Here is a 21521-nt window from a genome sequence, read left to right on the forward strand (position 1 = left end):
TCCTCGGCTGCAGCGGCAGGCCGCGTGCCGCGAGCGGAACGCGTCCGATTCGCCGCATTATGGGTCGGATCGGTGCAAGAGATGGTTAACGGACGGTCACGCTCACGCTGACGTGACGCTCGGAACCTGTTCGGCGACAGGCCCGTGCGGTTCGACCTCGCCGGCGCGGCGCCGGTCGAAATAGCTCACCGCGCTCTCACGGGGCAGGCCGAGGCGCAGCGCGTAGGCCGTGTCGCCGAGTGCCGCGAAGGGGCCGTTCCGGTAGAAGCGGGCACGGTGGCCGTAGGTGACCTCCGCCCCCTCCGGCCCCAGCACCCGGCCGCCGGCGACGGTGAGCACATGGTCGCCCGCCGCGGTGTCCCATTCCATGGTGGGGGCGCAGCGGACATAGATGTCGGCCTCGCCGGCCGCGATCAGGCAGAACTTCAGGGCCGAGGAGGCGACGCGCCGCTCCGCGATGGGCAGCCGTTCGAGGCAGGCATCGGTGTCGCTGTCGCCGTGGCGGCGGCTCACCAGGGCGACGAGCCCCCCGCCCGGCGCGGCGCGGACGGAGACCGCATGCCATTCGGCCGGGCGCCCCTCGCGGATCGGCGCCTCGCGCGCCGTATCCCCCGCGCACCAGACCCGGAACAGGCCCGGCGCGGCGACGGCCGAGGCGATCGGGCGCTTGTCCCGGACGAGGCAGATGTTCACGCAATATTGCTGGCTGCCCGCCAGGAAGTCGCGGGTGCCGTCGAGGGGATCGACCAGGAAGAACAGGGGCGCGCAGGCGGCGTCGCAGCAGGTCTCCTCCGCCACGACCGGGATGCCGGGCCAGGCATTGCGCAGGCGTTCGAGGATGCAGGCCTCCGAGCGGGCATCCGCCAGGCTCGCGGGGGAGCCGTCCGGCTTGAGCTGATGCGGGCAGTCGCCGCCGTGGTAGCTGCGCAGGATCTCCCCGGCCTCGCAGGCGATGGCCGCAAGCCGCTCCGCAATCGCGTCGCAGGTCTCGTAACCGAGGGAGACAGGGGATGGTTGGGCGCTGACTGCCGGTGGCGCTGGAGGAGACATATCTCTGTCATGCCCCGATCACTCCGGGCTGTCGACCGTCTTCTTGCCCGTCATCCTGGTAGAGCGATGGCTTTTCAAACCACCGATCGGTGTCTATCGGTGCCCCTCCCGTCCCGCCGGCCCGTCATCGGGCCGTCCGGGGCCTTCGGGTTCGACCGACACCGCATCTCGGCGGAGCGCGCCATGACCACGACCGTGAATCTCGACGCCCTCGATCTCTCCGCGCTTCTCTGCTCGCGCATCTGCCACGACGTGATCAGCCCCATCGGCGCGATCGTGAACGGTCTCGAGGTGCTGGAGGACGACAACGATCCGAGCATGCGGGATTTTGCCCTCGACCTGATCCGCAAGAGCGCGCGCACCGCCTCGGCCCGGGTGCAGTTCGTGCGCATCGCCTTCGGTGCCGCCGGCTCGGCCGGCGCCTCGATCGATCTCGCCGATGCGGAGAAGGTCTCCCGGGCGATGTATGCCGACGAGAAGACGCAACTGAGCTGGAGCGCGCCGCAGGCCTTGTTCCCCAAGAACAAGGTCAAGCTTCTCTTAAATCTCGTCGTCATCGCCGCCACCTCGATCCCCCGCGGCGGCACCATCGACGTGAAGGTGAGCGGCGACGGCGACGCGCCCGCGTTCGTGCTGCGCTCCAAGGGCAGCCATGCCCGCATCCCGCCTCATGTCGAGGAACTGATCGCCGGTACGCCGGAGGGCGGCACCGTCGATTCCCACGGGATCGTCCCTTATTATTCCGGTCTCGTGGCCCGGGCCGCCGGCATGGGCGTCACCTTCACCCTCGAGGACGGCGAGGTCATCATTCGCTCGCAGCCGCTCGCCGCCTCGGCCGAGCCTGCCGCGTCGTCGGCTCCGGCGAGCAGCGAGGACGCCCGCCCGTCTGACAGTTCTCCGCCGGACACGCTGCTGGCGTGAAATGACTGAAAAACATCACCGAGGAAGAGGCTATCCGCTCGCAAATCGAGACGTAGCAGCAACGCTTCACTAACGCCTTTGCGTCATCGTCCCCCTTGCACGGCTCTTCGTGTGCGTGACGAGTACCCGGCAATGGACGACCTTCTGCGAGAGTTCCTCACGGAGAGCGCGGAACACCTCGATACGGTTGACGCGGAACTGGTTCGGTTCGAGCAGGACCCCAACAACCAGCAAATTCTGCGAAACATCTTTAGGTTGGTCCATACCATCAAGGGAACCTGCGGCTTCCTCGGGCTCCCGCGCCTGGAAGCCCTGGCTCATGCCGCCGAAACCCTGATGGGCCGCTTCCGCGACGGCTATCCAGTGAGCGGCGCCTCGGTGACGCTGATCCTGGCGACCCTGGATCGCCTCAAGGCCATTCTCGCGGATCTGGAGGCCAGCGGCTCCGAGCCCGCCGGCAGCGATCAGGATCTGATCGGCGCCCTGGAGAAGATGGCCGGCGAGGAGGAGCCCCCGGTCGCTGCCGCCCCTGTCGCGCCGCCGCCTCCGCCGCCGGAGCCCGCCCGCGAGATGAAGCCCGGCGAGGTCTCGCTGGAAGAGCTGGAGCGCGCCTTCATGGAAGCGCCCGGCCCGGACGAGTTCCCCGCCGCCGAGGAACTGGCCCCGCCGCCTGTCGCTGCCAGCGCGCCGGCCCCGGAACCCGTCCACGCGCCTGCTCCCCGGCCTGAGAAGACCGAGCGGGCCGAGGCCCCGTCCTCGGAAGGCGAGACCGCCGTCTCGAAGGTGCAGACGATCCGCGTGAACGTCGACACCATCGAGCATCTGATGACGATGGTCTCGGAACTGGTGCTGACCCGCAACCAGCTCCTCGAGATCGCCCGCCGCCACGAGGATTCGAGCTACAAGGTCCCGCTGCAGCGCCTGTCCCATGTCACGGCCGAGCTGCAGGAAGGCGTCATGAAGACGCGCATGCAGCCGATCGGCAACGCCTGGCAGAAGCTGCCCCGCGTCGTGCGCGATCTCTCGGCCGAATTGTCCAAGGGCATCGACCTGGTGATGCAGGGCGCCGAGACCGAGCTCGACCGGCAGGTGCTCGAGGTCATCAAGGACCCGCTGACCCACATGGTGCGCAACTCGGCCGACCACGGCATCGAGTCCACCAACGAGCGCATCAAGGCCGGCAAGCCGCCGCGCGGCTCGATCCGCCTCTCCGCCTATCACGAGGGCGGCACGATCACGATCGAGATCGCCGACGACGGCAAGGGCCTGGATCTCGCCGCCATCCGGCGCAAGGCGGTGGAGCGCGGCATCGCGAGCCACGCCGAGGTCGAGAAGATGACCGACGCGCAGGTCGCGAAGTTCATCTTCCACGCCGGCTTCTCGACCGCCAAGGCGGTGACCTCCGTCTCCGGCCGTGGCGTCGGCATGGACGTGGTCAAGACCAACATCGAGACCATCGGCGGCGTCATCGACATCGCCACCGAATTCGGCAAGGGCACCACCTTCACCATCAAGATCCCCCTCACCCTGGCGATCGTGGCGGCCCTCATCGTGAAGGCCGGCGACCACCGCTTCGCCCTGCCGCAGGTGGCGGTGCTGGAACTGGTGCGGGTCGACGCCAAGACATCAGGCACCAGCGGCGCCAACATGGTGGAGCGCATCAACGGCGCGCCCGTGCTGCGCCTGCGTGAGCGCCTGCTGCCGATCGTGACCCTGACCGGTCTGCTCAACGGCCAGAGCGCCGACGAGGCGACCGGGGACGAATTGGGCTTCGTGGTGGTGGCCCAGGTCGGCCGCCAGCGCTTCGGCATCCTCGTCGACGAGGTCTTCCATACGGAAGAGATCGTCGTGAAGCCGATGTCCTCGAAGCTGCGCCACCTGCCGCTCTTCGCCGGCAACACCATCCTCGGCGACGGCGCCGTCGTGCTCATCATCGACCCGAATGGCGTTGCCCGTCAGGTCAGCCAGAGCGCCCAGTCCGGCGCCATGACGACGGATGCCGAGATCGAGGAGATCGATACCGCCGACGCCAAGGCGACGCTGCTGGTGTTCAAGGCGGGCTCGAACGGCTTCAAGGCGGTGCCGCTCTCCCTGGTCACGCGCCTGGAGGAGATCGACGCCTCCAAGGTCGAGTGGCTGGGCGGGCGTCCGCTCATCCAGTACCGCGGCCGCCTGATGCCGCTGGTGCCTGCCGACGACAGCATCGCGATCCGCTCGGAGGGCATGCAGGCGCTGGTGGTGTTCTCGGATGGCGACCGGGCCATGGGCCTCGTGGTCGACGAGATCGTCGATATCGTCGAGGAGCGCCTCGACATCGAGATCTCCGCCGAGCGCTCCGACCTCATCGGCTCGGCGGTGCTGCGGGGCCGGGCGACGGACATCATCAACATCGCCCACTTCCTGCCGCTGGCCTACGACGACTGGGCCCGCGGCCCGCAGCGGCCGGCCGCTCGCAAGACGCCGACCCTGCTCCTCGTCGACGATTCCGCCTTCTTCCGCGACATGCTCACGCCGGTGCTCAAGGCCGCGGGCTACGCGGTGATCACGGCTACCGGCGCCGACGACGCCCTCGCCCAGCTCAAGGCGAACGAGCGGATCGACCTGGTGGTCAGCGACCTGGAGATGCCGGGCCGCGGCGGCTTCGAACTCGTGGCCGAGATGCGCGATCTCGGCGGCCGGATCGCGGCGCTGCCCGTCGTGGCGCTCGCCGGCACCATCGGCCAGGACACGGTGGAGCAGGCCCGTCGCCTGTCCATCAGCGACCTCGTGGCGAAGTTCGACCGCAGCGGCCTCGTCGCGGCCCTGTCGGAGATCGACGCCGCCGAACTCTCGAAGGCTGCCTGAGATGTCCGAGACGACCGACCGGAGACACGACGCCATGCAGGCCGCCAACACCAACGTCTCGTCCGAGACCTCGGATTTCGTCACCGTCTTCGTCGGCGAGACGATGTTCGGTCTGCCGATCGACCGGGTCCACGACGTCTTCGTGCCGGCGGGCGTGACGCCGGTGCCGCTGAGCCCGCCGGAGATCGTCGGCCTGCTCAACCTGCGCGGCCGCGTGGTGACGGCGCTCTGCCTGCGCCGCCGCCTGCGCATGCCCGACCGCGAGCCGGGGGCCGCCTCGATGGCGATCGGCCTGGAGCAGGCGGGCGAGACCTTCGCGCTCATCGTCGACGGTGTCGGCGAGGTGCTGAAGCTCGGGCAAGACACCTTCGAGCCCGTGCCGATCAACCTCGATGCCCGCTGGCGCAGCCTCGCCACCGGCGTGCACCGCCTCGACGGCCGCCTGCTCGTAATCCTCGATGTTGTCGCTCTGCTCGCCTTCGGCGAGACCGCGAAGGCCGGGGCTGCCTGAAGGACGCACGCGATCGGAGTGGAATGATGAGAACCGCCCTCGTCGTCGACGATTCCGCCGTGATCCGGAAGGTCGCGCGCCGCATCCTGGAGATGCAGAACTTCAAGGTGAGCGACGCGGAGGACGGCGAGCGGGCGCTGGAACTCTGCGCGGCCACCATGCCCGAGCTGATCCTGCTCGACTGGAACATGCCGAAGATGGACGGCTACGAGTTCCTGCGCGCCCTGCGCCTGACGGAGGGTGGCCATCTGCCGAAGGTGCTGTTCTGCACCACGGAGAACGATGTCGGCGCGATCGCCCGCGCGCTGCGCGCCGGCGCCGACGAGTACATCATGAAGCCCTTCGACCGCGACATCGTCGTGGCGAAGCTCGAACAGGTCGGCTTCGGCGCCACTGCGGAAGCCGCCTGACCTGACGTGTCCCGCCGGCGGGCTCACGCCGGCCTTTCTTGTGTAAATCGGGGCGCACATCCTCATGGCCGCAGCTGTCGCAGCGTCCCATCCGACGTCCACTTCGGCAGGCCATGCGATCCGTGTGATGATCGCGGACGATTCCGCGGTGGTGCGGGGCTTGGTGTCCCGCTGGCTCGGCGAGGCCGGGTTCGAGGTGGTGGCCACGGCCTCCAACGGCCGCCTCGCCCTGGACGGGCTCACCCGTCACGACCCCGACATCGTGCTCCTCGACATCGACATGCCGGAGCTCGACGGCACCCAGGCGCTGCCGCTGATGCTCGCCCGCGCCCCCGGGCTGCAGGTCGTGATGATGTCGACGCTGACGCAGCGCAACGCGGACATCTCCCTGCGCTGCCTGTCGCTCGGCGCCGTGGACTACATCCCGAAGCCGGAGAGCAACCGGGGCGTCACCACTTCGGATGCGTTCCGCGCGGACCTGATCGAGCGAATCAAGATCTTCGGCGCCCGTAGGGCCCGGCGGCGCGTCGGGACCGGCCCGTCGCCCGCACTCTCCGCCCACCAGCCCGTCGCGGTGCCGGTCCCCGCGGCGGCCAAGCCGTCGGCTCCGATCGCGCTGCGCCAGAAGCCTCGGGCCTTCACCCAGCCGCGCTGCCTGCTGATCGGCTCCTCCACCGGCGGCCCCAAGGCCGTGGGCGAGACCCTGGAGCGGATCGGCGCGGCCACGCTCCGCACCGTGCCCGTGTTGATCGTGCAGCACATGCCGCCGGTCTTCACCGCCGTTTTCGCCGAGCATCTCGGCGCCCGCACCGGGCTGCCGGCGGCGGAAGGGAAAGCCGACGAGCGTGTCGTGCCCGGCCGGATCTACGTTGCCCCGGGCGGCCGCCACATGCGGATCTCCGGCAGCGTGGGCGAGCCGGTGCTGCGCCTCGATGACGGTCCCCCAGTGAATTTCTGCCGGCCCGCCGTCGACGTGCTGTTCCTCGACGCCGTGAACGTGTTCGGCGGCGCCACCGTGAGCGTCATCCTCACCGGCATGGGTGCCGACGGCACGGCGGGCGTGCGCGCCCTCGGCAATGCCGGCGGCCTCGTGCTGGCCCAGGACGAGGCGACGAGCACCGTGTGGGGCATGCCCGGCAGCGTCGCCAAGGCTGGCCTCGCCCATTCCGTCCTGCCGCTCCCTGAGATCGGGCCGGCCCTTCGCGCCGCATTGGGGGGGCAGGGCCAGTGACCGATGCCGAATTCGATTTCCTGAGGGACTACCTCAAGCAGCGCTCCGGCCTGGCTCTCGGGGCGGAGAAGCGCTACCTGATCGACAGCCGTCTCACGCCGGTCTGCCGGCGTTTCGGCCTTGCCTCCCTGAGCAACCTCGTCGGTGCTCTGCGTATCTCCCGCGACAGCGCCATCGAGCGCGCCGTCGTGGAGGCGATGACCACCAACGAGACGTTCTTTTTCCGGGACCGCGTGCCCTTCGACCTGTTCAAGGACGTGCTGCTGCCCCGTGCTATCGCGGCGCGTGCCGCGACGCGCCGACTGCGGATCTGGTCGGCGGCGGCTTCCAGCGGGCAGGAGCCCTACTCGCTGGCCATGCTCATCGACCAGGCCTCTGCCGCGCTTGCCGGTTGGTCCGTCGAGATCGTCGCCACCGACCTTTCGACCGAGATGCTGGAGCGGGCCAAGCTCGGCCTCTACAGCCATTTCGAGGTGCAGCGCGGTCTGCCGGTGCAGCTTCTCGTGAAGTACTTCTCGCAGGTCGGCGACCAGTGGCAGATCACCCCGAGCCTGGCCCGGATGATCGATTTCCGGCCGCTCAACCTGCTGCAGCCCTTCGAGCAACTCGGGCAGTTCGACGTCATCTACTGCCGCAACGTGCTGATCTATTTCGATGCGGCGACCAAGGGCGACGTGCTGCGGCGCCTGTCCCGGGCCCTGGCGCCGGACGGGGCGGTGCTGCTTGGCGCGGCCGAGACGGTGATCGGGCTCACTGACGCCCTGGTGCCGGACCCCGATCATCGCGGCCTCTATCGGCAGTCGGGGGCGTCTTCGGCGACCCCGCGCCCGGCGACCGTCACGCCTCTCAGGCTCGCCGCCGGCTTCTGACCGGCTCCCGGGACGCGTCCGGTTTTTCACTTACGGCGAACGGGCCGGATCGCCTCGGGCATCCGGCCTTTTTCGCGTCTCCGGGCCGCGCTTCCGGCGGAGGCTCCCGGAACGCAAAAAACCCCGCCGGGGCGGGGCTCTTCGGTCGCGAGGGGAGGGGGCCTTCGGGCGCCGCGTCAGACCGCGATGCGTTCCTCGCCTTCCATGGGCTCGCGCAGCACGTAGCCGCGGCCCCAGACCGTCTCGATGTAGTTCTTGCCCTGGCTGGCATTGGCGAGCTTCTTGCGGAGCTTGCAAATGAACACGTCGATGATCTTGAGCTCGGGCTCGTCCATGCCGCCGTAGAGATGGTTGAGGAACATCTCCTTGGTGAGTGTCGTGCCCTTCCGGAGCGAGAGCAGCTCCAGCATCTGATATTCCTTGCCGGTGAGATGCACCCGGCTGCCGGAGACCTCGACGGTCTTCTGGTCGAGGTTCACGATGAGGTCGCCGGTGGTGATCACCGACTGGGCGTGACCCTTCGAGCGGCGCACGATGGCGTGGATGCGTGCGACCAGCTCGTCCTTGTGGAAGGGCTTGGTGAGATAGTCGTCGGCGCCGAAACCGAGACCCTTCACCTTGTCCTCGATGCCCGCCATGCCCGACAGGATCAGGATCGGCGTCTTCACCTTGGCGACGCGCAGCGAGCGAAGCACCTCGTAGCCCGACATGTCGGGCAGGTTCAGGTCGAGGAGAATGATGTCGTAGTCATAGAGCTTGCCGAGATCGACGCCCTCTTCACCGAGGTCCGTCGTATACGTGTTGAAGTTTTCGGACTTCAGCATCAACTCGATGCTCTGCGCCGTGGCGCTGTCGTCCTCGATCAGAAGTACGCGCATCGTCGGTTCCCCGCCCGGCCCGGCCGTGTCGTGCGTTCGGGCACGCCCCCGCCGCTCGCCCGCCGACGGCCCCGGCGGACGCTCCCTCGTTCCTATTTCGAAACGCTATTCTTTAACCGTTAACAAAACACGAATCCCGGTTGCAAGCACGCTTAAAACGAGTCCGCTCCGGCATGGTTCGAGTCGCTCTCCGAGGCAGCGGGCAAATCGATCTCCCGCCGCCGCACGGAACGCTCTCTCGTGCCTTAAGTGCTTCGTCCAAAACACATTGCTTCGCCATGTTGCTGGTGCGCAACGCCGGCTCGCGTTGTGACGGCTGCATGAAGGTCGCCCTCCACGCTACCATCCCTTCCCGATCCGCCGCTGCCCGACCGGCTTCGCCAGTGTTAAGGAGGGGGGTAAACGAAAGGTTGCTCTGGGGGCCGACCCCCGGACAGAAGGCTCGACACGTAAACGCATGGCGCAGGATTCGATGGGATCGGGCGGAGGACCCCTTGCCGCGGCGATGGCGGCCCTGTCGCGCGTCGAGCCCCTTGAGACCTATGGCCGAGTCAGCGGCGTGCGTGGCCTGCTCGTCGAAGTGGCCGGGCCGATCGCCGCGATGCGGCTCGGCGGCCGCATCGACATCGCCATCGATCCGCGGGGTGGCGGCTCCGGGCTCGTCCCCTGCGAGGTCATCGGCTTCGCCGGCGACAAGGCGCTCGCCATGCCCTTCGGCGCCCTCGACGGGGTGCGCCGCGGCTGCCCCGCCTATGTGCGGGACGAGGCCGCCGGTGCGATCCGCCCGAGTTCCGGCTGGCTCGGCCGCACCATCGATGCCCTCGGCCGCCCCATCGATGGTCTCGGTCCCCTGCCGAGCGGCCCGGCGATCTATCCCCTGCGGGGCGACCCGCCGCCGGCCCATGCCCGCACCCGGGTGGGGCCGCCCCTCGATCTGGGGGTGCGCTGCATCAACACCTTCCTGACCATGTGTCGCGGCCAGCGCATGGGCATCTTCGCGGGCTCGGGCGTGGGCAAGTCGGTGCTGCTCTCCATGCTCGCACGCTACACCAGAGCCGACGTGGCGGTGATCGGTCTCGTCGGCGAGCGCGGCCGCGAGGTGCAGGAATTCCTGCAGGACGATCTCGGGCCGGCGGGGCTCGCCCGGTCGGTCGTGGTGGTGGCGACCTCGGACGAGCCCGTGCTGATGCGCCGCAACGCGGCCTATGTGGCGCTCGCCGTTTCCGAGTACTTCCGCGATCAGGGCGCGCAGGTGCTCTGCATGATCGATTCGATCACCCGATTCGCCATGGCCCAACGCGACATCGGCCTCGCCGCTGGCGAGCCGCCCACCGCCAAGGGCTACACGCCCACCGTCTTCTCCGAGCTGCCGCGGCTGCTCGAGCGGGCCGGGCCGGGTGTCGGGGAGGGCGCGATCTCCGGCCTGTTCACGGTGCTGGTCGAGGGCGACGATCACAACGAGCCGGTGGCGGATGCTGTGCGCGGCATCCTCGACGGTCATATCGTCATGGAGCGCTCCATCGCCGAGCGCGGCCGCTATCCGGCGATCAATGTGCTGCGCTCGGTCTCGCGCACCATGCCGCGGTCCTGCGATCCGGCCTATCTGCCGACCGTCCGCCGGGCCCGGCGCGTCCTCTCGACCTACGCGGATATGGAGGAGCTGATCCGGCTCGGTGCCTACCGGCAGGGCTCGTCACAGGAGGTGGACGAGGCCATCGCGCTGATGCCCGATCTTGAGGCTTTTATGGGGCAGGGTAAGGAAGAAGCAACCTCCATCGGCGAGGGTTACTCCAGGCTCGCCGCGATCGTCGGCCAGGGCTGAATGATGAGAGGTTGCGCGTGGCGCCGGGTAAAAACGTCCCCGCGTATCGCAGCGGCCCGTCCGATGCGTTGCGTGGAGTGGATGGCTCATGAAATCGCGTGACACGCTGATCCGCCTTCGGCGTTTTCAGGTCGACGAGAAGCGCCGCCGGGTGACGCAGATCGAGATGATGATGGCGGACTTCAACCGGATGGCCGCCGAGCTCGACCGCGAGGTCGCCCATGAGGAGAGCCGTGCCGGCATCTCCGATCCGGCCCATTTCGCCTATCCGACCTATGCCCGCGCCGCCGCCGTGCGCCGGGACAACATGCGCCAGTCGGCCGCTGCCCTGGAGGGCCAGCTCGCCGAGGCGAAGGCCGAGCTCGGCGAGGCCTTCGAGGAGCTGAAGAAGGTCGAGATCCTCGAGGATCGCGAGCGCTCCGCCGAGCGCGCCTCGGCCAATGCCCGCGAGCAGGCCGAGATGGATGCCGTGGGCCTGAGCCGCGCCCGCGCCTGACACCTTTCCATGTCGTCGCCGGTGTCGCAGCCGGCACGAAACCGTCATGATCGCCCGGCAAGAGCCCCGGCACGACGAGACCGCACCGGTCCCGCTTGCGATACGGGGCGCCGTGGCGCAGGAGAGACCGGTCGAGAGGGGATGCGACCGGTTTCCATGAAGAAGATCAGCGAATTCATCTGGCCCATCATCGGGCTGCTGGCGGTCGTGGTCTCGGGCTACCTGCTCTACCGCGAACTGCGAGGCATCTCGGTCGCGGAGATCCGCGACAGCCTGGCGGCGATTCCGCTCCACCGCTTCCTCCTCGCCGCGCTCTCGACCCTCGTCGCCTACGCGGCGCTCGCCTGGTACGACCGGATCGCGCTCCTGCATCTCGGCGTGCGCCACATCTCGTGGCTGTTCGTCTCGCTCTGCTCCTTCACCACCTACGCCCTGTCCCACAACATCGGTGCCTCGGTCTTTTCCGGCGCCGTGGTGCGCTACCGCGCCTACACCTCCAAGGGGCTGTCGGCGGCGCAGGTGGCGGTGCTGGTGGCGCTCTGCTCCTTCACCTTTGGCCTGGGCACGGTGCTGCTCGGCGGCCTTTCCCTCGTGGCGGTGCCCGAGGTCCTCGCCCGCCTCGAAGGCTACGTGCCGAGCGTCATCACCAATCCGGCGACGTCCCGCCTCCTCGGCGGCCTGCTGCTCGGCGGCGTCGCCCTCTATGTGATCGGCTCGCTGCTGCACCTGAAGCCGCTCGTCATCCGCTCCTTCAAGCTCGAATATCCGCGCCCCAACATCATGGTGCGCCAGCTGATCGCGGCGCCGCTGGAGCTGCTGGGCGCGGCCGGCATCATCTATTTCGCCCTGCCGGAGGCCGGGAATCCGGGCTTCCTGGTGGTCCTCGCGGTGTTCCTCGCCTCCTTCTCCGCGGCGCTGGTCTCGAATGCGCCGGGCGGCCTCGGGGTGTTCGAGCTGGTCTTCGTGCTGGCCATGCCGGACATGCCGCGCCCCTCGATCATCGCGGCGCTGCTGGTGTTCCGCCTGTTCTATTTCTGGCTGCCCTTCCTCGCCTCGGTCGTCGTGGTGCTGCTGTTCGAGCGCGGCCGACTCGCCGCCGCCTTGAAGGGGCGCGGCCAGGGCCCCGCGGAGGTGCCGGAAGCCCCCCTCGCCGCTCCGGGCCTCGATGCCCACGAGATCGAGCGGCGGCTGGAGAAGAACCCGGTCTGACGGGCGGCCTTTGCGGCACGCCGCGACTCCCCCCTCCGTCGGGGGGGAGGGGGCCTCGGATCCCGGGCCTGCCCGGGATCCTGTCGGGGACCGGAAAGCGTCTCGCCTATCGTCCCGTGCGCACCTTGGTCCAGGCGCGGGTGACGAAGCGCTGGGTCGAGTCGGTCCAGGCGGTGTTCGTGGACAGGCGCTGCATCGTCGCATCGTCGGGATAGATGCCGGGATTGGACAGGATCTCGGGCTTCACGAACTGCTTCGCCGGGAGGTTGCCGCTCGCGTAGGACACGAAGTTCGTGTTGGCCGCGGCGACCTCGGGGCGCATCATGTAGTCGATGAAGGCGTGGGCCTCGGCGGCATGTGGCGCGTCCTTCGGGATCGCGAAGGAATCGAACCACATCAGCGTTCCTTCCTTCGGGATCTCGTAGGTGACCTGCACGCCGTTCTTGGATTCTTCGGCCCGGCGCCGGGCCTGGATCACGTCCCCGGAATAGCCGACCGCCAGGCAGAGATCGCCGTTGGCGAGCCCGTTGATGTATTCCGAGGAGTGGAACTTCCGCACGGCACCGCGCACCTTGTAGAGCGCATCGGTGACCTGGGTGATGTCGTCCCAGCGCTTGGTGTCCGACTTGAGGCCGTAGAACGGCAGCATGCTCGGGATCAGGTCCTCGGGGGAATCGAGGAGCATCACCCCGCAATCCTTGAGCTTGTTGATGAGGCTCGGATTGAGGACGAGGCTCCAGGTGTTCAGCGCTTGATTCGGCCCGAGCCGTTCGCGGATTGCCGCCATGTTCAGGCCGATGCCCGTGGTGCCCCACATGTAGTCGACGGCGTAGGCGTTGCCGGGATCGTAGGCCTGCAGACGCGCCGTGATCTCAGGCCACGCGTTTTTCAGGTTCGGGATCTTGGCCTTGTCGAGGGGCAGGAAGACCCCGGCCTTGATCAGCCGCTGCAGGAACGGCCCCGAGGGCACCACGATGTCGTAGCCGGACTTGCCGGCGAGCAGCTTTGTCTCGACGATCTCGTTGTTGTCGTAGGTGTCGTAGACGACCTTGATGCCGGTCTCCTTCGTGAAGCTCTCCAGCACCTTCGGGTCGATATAGTCCGACCAGTTGTAGATGTTGACGACCCGCTCCTGCGCCCCCGCGGCGCCGGACAGGCCGACAAGAAGGGCGGCAAGCCCGGCGGCGAGGGCGCGGCGCATCATTTCGCGGACCTCACGGCGACGATCACGATCTCCACGAGATATTCGGGCCCGGCCAGGCGCGCTTCCACGGTGGCGCGAGCCGGCGGGTTCTGCTTGTCGACCCAGGCGTCCCAGGCTGCGTTCATCTCGGCGAAGGTCGCGATGTCGGGCAGGTAGATCGTCGCGGTGAGGATGCGCGACTTGTCGGTGCCGGCGGCCTTGAGCAGCCGGTCGATCTGCTCCAGCACCTGCTGCGTTTGCGCGGTGACGCCGGTGCCGACCGTGTCCGCGGCGACCTGGCCCGCGAGATACACCATGTCGCCATAGGCCACGGCCTGGCTCATGCGGGGGCCGGTCTCGAAACGCTCGATGGTCATGGTGGCTGAAGGATCCTTGCGCGGTGAAAAAGGTACCGCGACGCCTTCTGCCGCCACGGGGTGGGGCCGTAAAGGGGCTGGAAAGATCGGCTCGGGGCGAAGTGCGCGCAGAATGCCGGCGCCGGGCGGCAGCTTCGCTAAAGAATCCTGGCTCGGGGCCCTGGTTTCGAGCAACCGGCCCGTCGCCTCGCGCGTTCAAGAGAGGATTACGGCCAAGGCTGAGGGAGCCTTCACCATGGGTATCATCTGGACCATCATCATCGGCTTCGTGGCCGGCGTCATCGCGAAGTTTCTCATGCCGGGCGACCGCTACGAGCCGTCGGGCTTCATCCTGACGACCATCCTGGGCATCGTCGGCGCCTTCGTGGCGACCTTCATCGGGCAGGCGGTCGGCTGGTACGGGCCGAACCAGGGCGCCGGCTTCATCGCCTCGATCGTGGGCGCCTGCATCGTGCTGGGGATCTACGGTTTCGTCGCCAGCCGCACGAGCAGCAACTCGCTCTGACCGCGGGGGACACCGTTCCGCATGGAAGGGGCGCCCGGATCGGGCGCCCCTCGTTATTTTCGGGGATCACTTCGCCTTGTCGGCGATGCCATTGAACCCGGCCTCGTAGATCCCGCCGATCACCTCCTGGGCCTTGGCGTCGGGGGCCCCCTTGGCCTTGAACGAGCCGGTCCAAGTCAGCTTCGAGCCGGCGCCGTTGGGCGCCACCGAGAGCGTCGACTTATAGTCGGAGACCGGCAGCGGGCTCTGCAGGATGGTGTAGGTGTAATCCATCTTCTTCTCGTCGCGGGAGACCTGCTCCTCGACGATCTCGCCGCCGCCCTTCAGGCTCAGCGTGCGCACCGTCTTGCCACCCTTCTCGGCCAGCGTGCATTTCTCGACGGCCGGGTGCCAATCGCCGATTCCGCAGAAGGTGCCGATCGTCTTCCAGACCTTGGCGGGCGGCGCGGCGACCTCCGCCGTCTTGGTGACTTCGAGGGCCTGGGCGGACGCGAACGGAGCCGCGACGAGGGTCGCGGCCCACAGGACGTGCTTGATCATTTTTCGTTTCCTCCAGCCGAGCCTGTTGGTTCGGGCGGCTCGGCGGGAGCTAACATGGATCAGGCGCGGCAGGCGGCAACCTGCCCAAAGGTCGAGGACGCCTCGCCTCAGGCGGCGTAGTCGTGCCCGCCTTCGGTCAACGCCTTGACGGGGCAATGCCCGGTCGCCCCCCGGATGGCGATCGCCGCACCTGCCACCAGGGCGGCGAGGCTCAGGAACTTGTTCGGGCGCGGCTGCGCGGCGGCGGCCGCGAGCCCGAGTCCCAACGCCACGGACACGGCACGCTCGGTCATGGAGAGGTTCTGCTCTCCCTTGAACACGCTTGGGATCAGGTCGTCGGCCACGAAAGCACTCCTGTTGTTGCGCCGGACGAACGCCGCCCGGCGCAACCTGTTCCGCTTCAGCTTGCCGAAGCGGACCCCTGTTGCTCCGCGAGCAGGGCGTCGTCGATTTCCCGGGCGCGCCGGGCGGCGGGGCGGTCGAAATGGCGCCCCACGTAAGTCTGGAAGGCCGGGCGCTTCTCGATGGTTCCGAACTGCATGCCCCAGCCGAGATGGGCGGCGAGATAGAGATCGGCGGCGCTGAAGTGCTCGCCTGCCACGTGCCCCCTGTTCGCGACCGCGCCCTCCAGAGCGTCCAGCACGGCGCCCAGGCTGCCATAGCCGACCATGCCCTGCATCCGCGGATCGTCGGGTACGACCACGGAGAGGGCCTTGTTGGTTGCCGCCGCCTCCACCGGCCCCGCACAGAAGAACAGCCAGCGGTAATAGGGGCCGCGGGCCCGGCTCTCGGGCGCGGGGGCGAGACCGGCCTGCGGGAAGGCGTCGGCGAGGTAGGCGAGGATCGCCGCGCATTCGGTCACGACCGTGTCGCCGTGCCGGATCGCCGGCACCTTCCCCATCGGATTGATCGCCCGGTAATCCTGCGACTTCATCGAGGTGCCGAAGCCGAGGAGCTCCGTCCGGTAGGGCTGGCCGACCTCCTCCAGCATCCAGCGGACGATCCGGCCGCGGGACATCGGATGGGTATAGAAGACGAGGTCCTCGCTCATCGCACGCTCCTGCTGCTTGCTGTGCCCGGGGCTCATACCCCGCCGAGGACGAGCACGGCAGCGGGTTCGGCCTGGTCCGGAAGACCGCTTCGCCCGAGGGCTTCGACGAAACGGCGACCGAGCGCGTGGTCGCTGCCGTAGATCGTGCGGACGCGCAGCGACCCGGTACAGAATTTCGGGCTGTGCCGCAGGAGCGTCTCGATGCGGGTCCCGGCTTCCTCCAGGCGCCCGCAGGCGATCTCCGCGGCGGCGGCGAGGGCGTATGCGATCGTATAGCCTGGGCTCCGGTCGAGGGCGAGGGTCGCGAGGCGCCGTGCCTCCTCGGACTGGCCCAGGGCGTAATGCGCGGCGGCTGCGGCGGCGGCGTAGGTTGCGGGGGGCACGGAGCTCTCGGCGAGCGCCCGCTCGGCATTCGTGAGGGCCGGCGCAGAGAGTCCGGAGGCGGTCTGCGCCATCGCGAGGAAGGCGAGACCGCCGGTATCGTGCGGGGCGAGGGCGAGGCTGCGTTCCGCGGCGGCGAGACCTTCTTCGTAGCGCTCGCGCAGGACCAGAAGATAGCTCAGGGCGCGATGGCCGATCGGGCTCGCGGGGTTCAGGTCCAGCCCTCTGCGGATCATGGCCTCGGCCTGGGGCAGCGCCTCGGGGCCATAGGTTCCCGAGAGCGCGAGCGCCGCGTCGGTGGCCGCGGCGAGGCCCTTCAGGCTGTAGGCGGTCGAGAGCGTGGGATCGAGTTCGAGGGCGCGGTCCAGGGCCGCGTGCGTCAGCAGCAGATCGCGCCGGCTGAATTGATTGAGATGCGCGATGGCCTGCATCGTGAGGTCGTGAGCGCTCGACGGGGAGGCCGCACAGGCGAGATGCGCGATCTGCTCCGCTTCGCAGAGCCCGGCGAAGAGGGCGGTGACGATGCGGGCGATCAGGTCGTCCTGCATCGCGAAGAAGGCTTCGCGGGGCACGGCGTAGCGCTGCGCCCAGATGTGCCGGCTGTCCCGCCCGTCGATCAACTGCGCGTTGACGATGAGATTCGTCCCCGCATGCCGTACGCTGCCTTCGAGGACGTAGCGCACGCCGAGCCGTTGGGCGATCTCGGACGAGGTGCTGGCGCTCGCCCGCGCCGCGAAGGCGCTCTGCCGGGCGATCACGGTGATGTGGCGATTGCGGGCGAGCTCCGTGGTCAGATCCTCGGCGAAACCTGCGCCGAGGCCGGCGAAGCCCGGCTGCGGGCTCCCGAACTCGTCGAAGGGCAGCACCGCGATCGGTTGCCAGAACGAGCCCTGGATCCGGGCCGTTTGCGCCGACGCTGGGGCGGACGGCGCTTCGGCTTCCGGGAGCACCAGCAGGTAGCCGCGACGCGGGACCGTGCGGATGAGGTCGCGCCCCTGCGTGCCGAGCACGCGCCGGATCTCGCAGATGCACTGGGTGAGGGAATCCTCCGTCACCACCACGTTCGGCCAGCAGATCGAGAGCAGATCGTCCTTGCTGACGAGTTCGCCCGCCCGGCTCGCGAGATGACGGAGCACGTCGAAAGCGCGCGGCCTCAAGTCCAGGCGCCTTCCGTCTCGCGCGACGACTTGCTCTCGCTGCAGATCCAGAACGACGTCGACGAGGTCGATGCGATCCATTGTCCGGAATATGTCTTGTTTCGAACCCGGTTGCGGCGACGATATCAGAAAATTTCGGAGAATCTTCAGCCGCCCTCAGGAATGCTTCGGGATCCGGCTTCGAGCCGCGATCTAGGGTCCGGCATCGGCGGCTTCGGCCGCCGCCGTCCCGTACGGGACAAATCCGAGAGGGAGGCACACCCGATGACTCGCACGATCCGCACGGCGCTCGCCGCCATCACCCTCGCCGCGCTGGCCCCCGTCACGCAGGCCATGCCGCTCGGCGGCACCTTCAACGCGCATGTCGACAGTCAGTCCGCCCAACCGATCGGCAAGGCCGGGCAGGTCCGGATCGCCAAGACGGCCTCGGGCACCAATGCCGGTCCCGGAACCCCCCTCGACGGCGCGACGGTGCGCTTCAACGACGTCAGCCTGCTCAAGGATGGCCAGGGCACGGTGAAGGGCACGATCGTCTTCGTGACGCCCGGCGGCACCACCTCGAGTCCCTATACCGGCACGATCGCCACGGATCCGATGGGCCGCGTGACCGCCGAGGGCCAGTTCCGGACGAAGAAGGGCACCGGCGAGTTCGCCGGCCTCAAGGGCAACGGTTCGTTCTCCGTCGCCTTCAGCTCGCCCACGGACTTCACCGGCCAGTGGCAGGGCGACTTCCAGATGCCGATGCAGAAGACCTCGCGGCGTTAGAGAATACGCCCCGCCGCAGGCAGCCCCAGATCGAAGCGCGACTAGCTCGGCAGGCGCACGGCGTTGTCGGAGGCGGCGAAGCTGTGCGCTTGGTTGAGATGGCTGGTCTGCTCCAAGCGCCGCGCCAGCGAGGGCGAGCGGACATGAAAAAAGCGCGGCCCGGGGGCCGCGCTTCTCGGATCATCCGATGAGACGGAGCGAAGAGGAGCTTACTCCCCGGCGCTCTCGCGGCGGCGCTCGCCGCGGTCGCGGCGCGGGCCGCGATCGCCACGGTCGCCGCGCTCCTCCTGCTCGGGCTCGCCGCGGGCGGCGCGCTCGGCCTTGAGCTTCTCCGTGATGTCCTCGCCGGTCTCCTGATCGACGACCTTCATGGACAGGCGGATCTTGCCGCGCTCGTCCTGGCCGAGGAACTTCACCTTCACCTTCTGGCCTTCCTTGACCACGTCGCCGACCTTGGCGACGCGCTGCGGCGCCAGCTCGGAGATGTGGACCAGGCCGTCCTTGGCGCCGAAGAAGTTCACGAAGGCGCCGAACTCCATGATCTTGACGATGGTGCCGTCATAGATCGTGCCGGCCTCCGGCTCGGCGACGATGGAGCGGATCCAGTTATAGGCCGCCTTGATCGCCTTGCCGTCCGAGGAGGCGATCTTCACGACGCCAGTATCCTCGATGTTGATCTTGGCGCCGGTCTTCTCGACGATCTCGCGGATGATCTTGCCGCCGGTGCCGATCACGTCGCGGATCTTGTCGGTGGGGATCTGCATCGTCTCGATACGCGGCGCGTACTCGCCGAGCTCGGGACGGGCCGCGGTCAGGGCCTGGGCCATCTCGCCGAGGATGTGGGCGCGGCCGTCCTTCGCCTGGGCGAGGGCGACCTTCATGATCTCCTCGGTGATGCCGGCGATCTTGATGTCCATCTGGAGGGAGGTGATGCCCTCCTCGGTGCCGGCCACCTTGAAGTCCATGTCGCCGAGATGATCCTCGTCGCCGAGGATGTCGGACAGCACCGCGAAGCGCTCACCTTCGAGGATGAGGCCCATGGCGATGCCGGCGACCGGACGGCGCAGGGGCACGCCCGCATCCATCAGCGACAGCGAGCCGCCGCAGACCGAGGCCATCGAGGACGAGCCGTTCGACTCGGTGATCTCGGAGACCACGCGGATCGTGTAGGGGAACTCGTGGGCCGGCGGCAGCACCGGGTGGATCGCGCGCCAGGCGAGCTTGCCGTGGCCGATCTCGCGGCGGCCGGGGGAGCCCATACGGCCGGTCTCACCCACCGAATAGGGCGGGAAGTTGTAGTGCAGCAGGAAGGTCTCCTTGTAGGTGCCTTCCAGGGCGTCGATGAACTGCTCGTCCTCACCGGTGCCGAGCGTGGCGACGACCAGGGCCTGCGTCTCGCCGCGGGTGAAGATCGCCGAGCCGTGGGCGCGGGGCAGCACGCCGACCTCGGAGAGGATCGGGCGGACCGTCTTCACGTCGCGACCGTCGATGCGCGAGCCCGTGTCGAGGATGTTCCACCGGACGACCTTGGACTGCGCCTCCTTGAAGGCCGCCTTGACCTTCTCGGGGTTGAACTTCTGCTCGCCCTCGGCCGGGCAGAGGGCGGCCACGACCTTCGCCTTCACGGCGTCGACGGCGGCGTAGCGCTCCTGCTTGACGGTCTTCTTGTAGGCCTCGCGCAGATCGGCCTCGGCGATCTCCAGCACGGCGGTCTCGACGTCGGCGTTCTCCGGCGGGGAGAAGTCGCGCGGCTCCTTGGCGGCCTTCTCGGCCAGCCGGATGATCGCCTCGATGACCGGCTGGAAATGCTTGTGGCCGAACATCACGGCGCCGAGCATGACCTCCTCGGAGAGCTCCTTGGCCTCCGACTCGACCATCAGCACCGCGTCCTGCGTGCCGGCGACGACGAGGTCGAGGCTCGACTCGTCCATCTCGGTCACGAGCGGGTTCAGCTTGTAGCCGCCGTTGATGTAGCCGACGCGGGCCGCACCGATCGGACCCATGAAGGGGACGCCCGACAGGGTGAGAGCGGCGGAGGCCGCGACCATCGAGACGACGTCCGGGTCGTTCTCGAGATCGTGGGACAGAACGGTGACGACGACCTGGGTGTCGTTGCGCCAGCCCTCGATGAAGAGCGGACGGATCGGGCGGTCGATCAGGCGGGAGACCAGGGTCTCCTTCTCGGAGGGACGGCCCTCGCGCTTGAAGTAGCCGCCCGGGATGCGGCCGGCGGCGTAGGCGCGTTCCTGGTAGTTCACGGTGAGCGGCAGGAAGTCGATGCCGGGCTTCGGCTCCTTGGCCGACACGACGGTGGCGAGCACGGTGGTCTCGCCGTAGGTGGCGACCACGGCCCCGTCGGCCTGGCGGGCGACCTTGCCGGTCTCGAGGACGAGCTTGCGGTCGCCCCAGATCAGCTCTTCGCGTTGAACGTCGAACATATGTCTCTTGCCTTCATACGGATCGGGCGAGCCCGGCACCGCCAGTGGCAAGACGGCGGGACGCTCGACTTCGCGCCGAGCGTCCGGCGATCCTGCCCTGGCGCCTCGTGCCTCGAAGCCGCCCGGGTTGGACATCCCCGAGCCCCATGCCCGGAGGGTCCATATGGAAAGCGCGGCCCCTCGGAGGGGCCGCGCGAGTCGTCTTCGCCTTAGCGGCGGATGCCGAGGCGCTCGATGAGGGCGCGGTAGCGCGGCTCGTCCTTGCGCTTCAGGTAGTCGAGCAGCGAGCGGCGCTGCGAGACCAGCTTCAGGAGGCCGCGGCGGGAGTGGTTGTCCTTGCCGTGGGTCTTGAAGTGGGCGGTCAGGTTGGTGATCCGCTCGGAGAGAAGGGCGATCTGCACCTCCGGCGAACCGGTGTCCTTGTTGCCCTTGGCGTATTCCTTGATGAGCGCGGTCTTGCGCTCTGCCGTGATCGACATCGCTGGCCTTTCGGTTCGATGGTGGGTCTTCCCGGCGCCCTCATCGAAGGGCGCCATCAGCCTGCGGATCGGCCGGTGCCGGGATGTCGTCCAGCACGGTCATCGCACAAGCAACGCAAGCCCCGCCCGTCAGCCGGGTCGAGGCGGGCGGATACATACACGAAAGCGGGGGGAACGCCAGAGGCGGGGTTCGCGCCTGCTGGCCCGATCGGGGCAGACGGGTCTCCGCCGACATTAATGACGCGGATGGTATAGCAAGGTCGATCTTGCCCGCTGTTTGCAGGAGCCGCGTTCGAGAGTCACATTGAAGGCATCTCCTTCGTGACGCTGCATCAATTTCGTGATTCCGGCGCCAGCCATGCGCTTCTTGCCGAGCTGGGCGGGTCGAGCTCGTCCGCGAGAGA

21 protein-coding genes are annotated in these 21521 nt (G+C 68.4%); 11 read left to right on the top strand and 10 right to left on the bottom strand.

Going from position 1 to position 21521, the window contains the following annotated elements:
- Positions 1–102: 102 nt before the first annotated feature.
- Positions 103–1050: a 3'(2'),5'-bisphosphate nucleotidase CysQ family protein gene (locus tag MMB17_RS12025; RefSeq protein ID WP_241102075.1), complete on the bottom strand. Its 948-nt coding sequence runs from the start codon at positions 1048–1050 to the stop codon at positions 103–105.
- 183 nt (positions 1051–1233) lie between these two features.
- Here MMB17_RS12025 and chpT point away from each other — a divergent pair, with 183 nt between their 5' ends.
- The 6 genes from chpT (at position 1234) to MMB17_RS12055 (ending at position 7836) form a co-directional block, all read left to right on the top strand.
- Positions 1234–1971, top strand: coding sequence for a histidine phosphotransferase ChpT (gene chpT / locus MMB17_RS12030; protein WP_241102076.1), 738 nt, complete (start codon positions 1234–1236; stop codon positions 1969–1971).
- A gap of 132 nt (positions 1972–2103) precedes the next feature.
- Entirely contained in the window at positions 2104–4815 is a 2712-nt protein-coding gene (locus MMB17_RS12035) for a hybrid sensor histidine kinase/response regulator (RefSeq protein WP_241102077.1), read from the top strand.
- A 34-nt stretch (positions 4816–4849) separates the two neighbouring features.
- Positions 4850–5326, top strand: coding sequence for a chemotaxis protein CheW (locus MMB17_RS12040; RefSeq protein ID WP_238311760.1), 477 nt, complete (start codon positions 4850–4852; stop codon positions 5324–5326).
- Between the two features lie 26 nt (positions 5327–5352).
- A complete protein-coding gene (locus MMB17_RS12045) occupies positions 5353–5736 on the top strand; it encodes a response regulator (protein ID WP_238311759.1) in 384 nt (127 codons plus the stop codon).
- A gap of 64 nt (positions 5737–5800) precedes the next feature.
- Positions 5801–6967, top strand: a complete 1167-nt coding sequence (locus MMB17_RS12050) for a protein-glutamate methylesterase/protein-glutamine glutaminase (protein ID WP_238311585.1) — start codon at positions 5801–5803, stop codon at positions 6965–6967.
- Positions 6964–7836: a CheR family methyltransferase gene (locus MMB17_RS12055; RefSeq protein ID WP_238311584.1), complete on the top strand. Its 873-nt coding sequence runs from the start codon at positions 6964–6966 to the stop codon at positions 7834–7836. The genes MMB17_RS12050 and MMB17_RS12055 overlap by 4 nt, the downstream gene beginning before the upstream one ends.
- A 176-nt stretch (positions 7837–8012) precedes the next feature.
- Here MMB17_RS12055 and ctrA read toward each other — a convergent pair whose 3' ends face one another.
- Complete coding sequence (ctrA, locus tag MMB17_RS12060; RefSeq protein ID WP_238311583.1) at positions 8013–8714, bottom strand: response regulator transcription factor CtrA; 702 nt, start codon at positions 8712–8714, stop codon at positions 8013–8015.
- Between the two features lie 457 nt (positions 8715–9171).
- Here ctrA and fliI point away from each other — a divergent pair, with 457 nt between their 5' ends.
- The 3 genes from fliI to MMB17_RS12075 all read left to right on the top strand — a co-directional run bounded on the left by fliI (position 9172) and on the right by MMB17_RS12075 (position 12241).
- The gene (fliI, locus tag MMB17_RS12065; RefSeq protein ID WP_241102078.1) at positions 9172–10536 is read left to right on the top strand and encodes a flagellar protein export ATPase FliI; all 1365 of its coding nucleotides are present in this window, start codon (positions 9172–9174) and stop codon (positions 10534–10536) included.
- Positions 10537–10624: 88 nt separating this feature from the next.
- Complete coding sequence (gene fliJ / locus MMB17_RS12070; protein WP_238311581.1) at positions 10625–11032, top strand: flagellar export protein FliJ; 408 nt, start codon at positions 10625–10627, stop codon at positions 11030–11032.
- Between the two features lie 156 nt (positions 11033–11188).
- A complete protein-coding gene (locus MMB17_RS12075; RefSeq protein WP_241102079.1) occupies positions 11189–12241 on the top strand; it encodes a lysylphosphatidylglycerol synthase domain-containing protein in 1053 nt (350 codons plus the stop codon).
- Positions 12242–12347: 106 nt separating this feature from the next.
- Here the strand turns inward: MMB17_RS12075 and MMB17_RS12080 are convergent, their stop codons facing one another.
- Positions 12348–13445: a polyamine ABC transporter substrate-binding protein gene (locus MMB17_RS12080; protein WP_241102080.1), complete on the bottom strand. Its 1098-nt coding sequence runs from the start codon at positions 13443–13445 to the stop codon at positions 12348–12350.
- Positions 13442–13801 (bottom strand): RidA family protein, encoded by a 360-nt coding sequence (locus tag MMB17_RS12085; RefSeq protein ID WP_238311578.1) that lies wholly within the window; start codon positions 13799–13801, stop codon positions 13442–13444. The genes MMB17_RS12080 and MMB17_RS12085 overlap by 4 nt, the downstream gene beginning before the upstream one ends.
- 235 nt (positions 13802–14036) lie before the next feature.
- On the opposite strand from MMB17_RS12085, the gene MMB17_RS12090 reads away from it, so the two are divergent.
- Positions 14037–14306 carry a GlsB/YeaQ/YmgE family stress response membrane protein gene (locus tag MMB17_RS12090; protein ID WP_241102081.1) on the top strand — a complete coding sequence of 90 codons (270 nt, stop codon included), beginning with the start codon at positions 14037–14039 and terminating at the stop codon, positions 14304–14306.
- A gap of 66 nt (positions 14307–14372) precedes the next feature.
- Here the strand turns inward: MMB17_RS12090 and MMB17_RS12095 are convergent, their stop codons facing one another.
- The 4 genes from MMB17_RS12095 to MMB17_RS12110 all read right to left on the bottom strand — a co-directional run bounded on the left by MMB17_RS12095 (position 14373) and on the right by MMB17_RS12110 (position 17435).
- Positions 14373–14846, bottom strand: coding sequence for an SRPBCC family protein (locus tag MMB17_RS12095; RefSeq protein WP_241102082.1), 474 nt, complete (start codon positions 14844–14846; stop codon positions 14373–14375).
- 107 nt (positions 14847–14953) lie between these two features.
- Positions 14954–15139 carry a YgaP-like transmembrane domain gene (locus tag MMB17_RS12100; RefSeq protein WP_373325015.1) on the bottom strand — a complete coding sequence of 62 codons (186 nt, stop codon included), beginning with the start codon at positions 15137–15139 and terminating at the stop codon, positions 14954–14956.
- 107 nt (positions 15140–15246) lie between these two features.
- Positions 15247–15897 carry a glutathione S-transferase family protein gene (locus MMB17_RS12105; RefSeq protein ID WP_241102083.1) on the bottom strand — a complete coding sequence of 217 codons (651 nt, stop codon included), beginning with the start codon at positions 15895–15897 and terminating at the stop codon, positions 15247–15249.
- A 32-nt stretch (positions 15898–15929) separates the two neighbouring features.
- Positions 15930–17435, bottom strand: coding sequence for a winged helix-turn-helix domain-containing protein (locus MMB17_RS12110; protein WP_241102084.1), 1506 nt, complete (start codon positions 17433–17435; stop codon positions 15930–15932).
- 264 nt (positions 17436–17699) lie between these two features.
- Between MMB17_RS12110 and MMB17_RS12115 the strand changes: the two genes are divergently transcribed.
- Entirely contained in the window at positions 17700–18200 is a 501-nt protein-coding gene (locus MMB17_RS12115; RefSeq protein WP_241102085.1) for a hypothetical protein, read from the top strand.
- Between the two features lie 209 nt (positions 18201–18409).
- Here the strand turns inward: MMB17_RS12115 and pnp are convergent, their stop codons facing one another.
- Positions 18410–20638: a polyribonucleotide nucleotidyltransferase gene (pnp, locus tag MMB17_RS12120; RefSeq protein WP_241102086.1), complete on the bottom strand. Its 2229-nt coding sequence runs from the start codon at positions 20636–20638 to the stop codon at positions 18410–18412.
- Between the two features lie 209 nt (positions 20639–20847).
- On the bottom strand, positions 20848–21117 hold the full coding sequence (gene rpsO, locus MMB17_RS12125) for a 30S ribosomal protein S15 (RefSeq protein WP_238311570.1): 270 nt from the start codon (positions 21115–21117) through the stop codon (positions 20848–20850).
- Between the last annotated feature and the right edge of the window lie 404 nt (positions 21118–21521).

The sequence above is a fragment of the Methylobacterium organophilum genome (assembly GCF_022533465.1).
GTDB classification, from domain to species: domain Bacteria; phylum Pseudomonadota; class Alphaproteobacteria; order Rhizobiales; family Beijerinckiaceae; genus Methylobacterium; species Methylobacterium organophilum.